Annotated in this window: 1 protein-coding gene; it reads right to left on the bottom strand. The window is 66.8% G+C overall.

Annotation, left to right across the window (positions count from 1 at the left end):
- The coding region (locus tag OP496_RS16980; RefSeq protein WP_280565002.1) for an Ig-like domain-containing protein at positions 1-2,839 on the bottom strand (2,839 nt) is incomplete at both ends.

The raw sequence follows: 2,839 nt of genomic DNA, 5'->3' as shown, positions 1-2,839 counted from the left end.
GCTCAGCGCCTCTGGCGTAAAGTTCCAGCTACCATCACCGTCGGCATCGACCATGCCCACGGACGTGCCGTTCTGGAAGATCTCAATGGTGCTGTTGGCTTCGGCCGTGCCGGTCAGTGTCGGCGTGGTGTCGTTGGTGCTGTCACCACTGGTCAGATCATCAGTCAGCGGCTCAACATCGTCCGAGGCGCTGGCAATTGTCGGGTCATCTGGCGCGGTGACGTCAACGCTGACTGTCTCGGTGACCGGCGTCGCCGGATTCCCGGCCGGATCGATGGCGTTCACCGTAATGGCGTTGTCGCCTTCGGCCAGATCGACGGTGCCAGCCTCGATGGACCAGGTCTCACCGTCGACGGTAGCTGCGTGATCCGTGCCGTCGATCGTCACGGTGACGGTGGCGTCGGGATCATCGACGGTACCGGTCAGAGCCGGGCTGTCGTTATCGATCGGGTCATCGAGCGCGTCGATCTCGACTGTCGGTGCGGTGGTATCCAGCGTGACACTGTCGCTCGTCACCGTGGCGCTGTTGCCGGCTTCGTCGGTGATCGTCAGCGAGCTGGTGATCTCGCCGTCGGCCAGGCCGGAGAGATCGACGCTGATCGTTCCATCCGCTGCGACATCGGCAGTGACCGTGGTGGTGCCGTCGGTGAACGAGGCCACGGCGGTGGCGTCGGGGCCGAGGCCACTGACGGTGTAGCTGGTCGCGGCGGCTTCATCGGCATTGATCAGGCCGTCGCCATCGTCGCTGGTCAGCGAGGCGGTCGGCGCGGCATCGGCGGTGGTGTCGAGAGTGACCGACTCTCCAGCGACAGTGGCGCTGTTGCCGGCCTCGTCGGTGATCGCCAGCGAACTGGTGATCTCGCCGTCGGTCAGGCTGGAGAGATCGACGCTGATCGTTCCATCCGCTGCGACGTCGGCGGTGACCGTGGTAGTGCCATCGGTGAACGAAGCCACGGCGGTGGCATCGGGGTCTAGGCCGCCGACGGTGTAGCTGGCCGTGCCGGCCTCGTCGGCATTGATCAGGCCGTCGCCATCGTCGCTGGTCAGCGAAGCGGTCGGCGCGGCATCGGCGGTAGTGTCCAGCGTTGCGGTATCGGTGACCGTGCCGCTGTTACCGGCGGCGTCGGCGATCGAAAGCGTGGCAGTCAGGTCGCCGTCGGGCAGACCAGTCAGGTCGGCGGTATAGCTGAACGATCCGTCATCCTCCAGCGTGATGTCGTCGCCCTGAATCACCACCGGGTCGCTGCCATTGGCGCTGGCGATGGTGAGCGTATCGATCGTTGCACCGTCCTCGACCTGGCCGGTGAGGGTGGCGGTATCGGCGTCGGCCGCGTTGTAGACGTCGTCGCCGAAGCTGACGGTGTTATCGCCCTCGGCGGGCGCGGTGACGTCGACGCTGACCGTCTCGGTCACCGGCGTCGCCGGGTTCCCGGCCGGGTCGGTGGCGTTGACCGTGATGGCGTTATCGCCCTCGGCCAGATCGACGGTGCCGGCAGCGAGCGCCCAGGTGCCGTCGCCGTTGTTGGTGGCGGCGTACTCCTCGCGATCGACCGTGACGGTAACGGTGGCGTCGGGATCGTCGACAGTGCCGGACAGCGCCGGGCTGTCGTTGCTGATCGGGTCGTCGACAGGATCGAGGGTAATCACCGGGGGCGTCTGATCCAGCGTGGCGGTGTCGGTGACTGTCCCGGTATTGCCCGCCGCATCCGTGATAGAAAGCGTCGCAGTCAGCTCGCCGTCATCGAGGCCGGAGAGGTCGGCGGTGGTGGTGAAGACGCCGTCATCGTTGAGCGTAATGGCGTCGCCCTGAATCACCACCGAGTCGCCGCCGGCATCGCTGGCGACGGTGAGCGTGTCAATCGTCGCACCGTCTTCAACCTGGCCGGTGAGGTCGGCGGTATCGGCTTCGGCCGCGTTGTAGACGTCGTCGCCGAAGGCGACGGTATTATCGCCCTCGGCGGGCGCAGTGACGTCGACGCTGACCGTCTCGGTCACCGGATCGCTGGTATTGCCGGCGGGATCAGTGGCGTTGACCGTGATGGCGTTGTCGCCCTCGGCGAGATCGACGGTGCCGGCAGCGAGCGCCCAGGTGCCGTCGCCGTTGTTGGTGGCGGCGTACTCCTCGCGATCGACCGTGACGGTCACCGTGGCGTCGGGATCATCGACAGTGCCGGACAGCGCCGGGCTGTCGTTGCTGATCGGATCGTCGACCGGATCGATGGTGAGGGCCGGCGGCGTCTGATCCAGCGTGGCGGTATCGGTGACTGTCCCGGTATTTCCCGCCGCATCGATGAGGGCGAGCGTCGCAGTCAGCTCGCCGTCATCGAGGCCGGAGAGGTCGGCGGTCGTGGTGAAGGCGCCGTCATCGTTGAGCGTAATGGCGTCGCCCTGAATCACCACCGAGTCGCCGCCGGCATCGCTGGCGACGTTAAGCGTGTCGATCGTCGCACCGTCCTCGACCTGGCCGGTGAGGGTGGCGGTATCGGCTTCAGCCGCGTTGTAGACATCGTCGGTGAAGTTGACGGTGTTATCGCCCTCGGCGGGCGCGGTGACGTCGACGCTGATCGTCTCGGTCACCGGCGTCGCCGGGTTCCCGGCCGGGTCGGTGGCGTTCACCGTGATGGCGTTATCGCCCTCGGCCAGATCGACGGTGCCGGCAGCGAGCGCCCAGGTGCCGTCGCCGTTGTTGGTGGCGGCGTACTCCTCGCGATCGACCGTCACGGTCACCGTGGCGTCGGGATCGTCGACGCTGCCGGACAGCGCCGGACTATCGTTGCTGATCGGATCGTCGACCGGATCGATGGTGAGGGCCGGCGGCGTCTGATCCAGCGTCGCGCTA

The sequence above is a fragment of the Chromohalobacter sp. 48-RD10 genome (assembly GCF_029889785.1).
Classification (GTDB): domain Bacteria; phylum Pseudomonadota; class Gammaproteobacteria; order Pseudomonadales; family Halomonadaceae; genus Chromohalobacter.
This window is presented reverse-complemented; position numbering and strand designations above follow the sequence as displayed.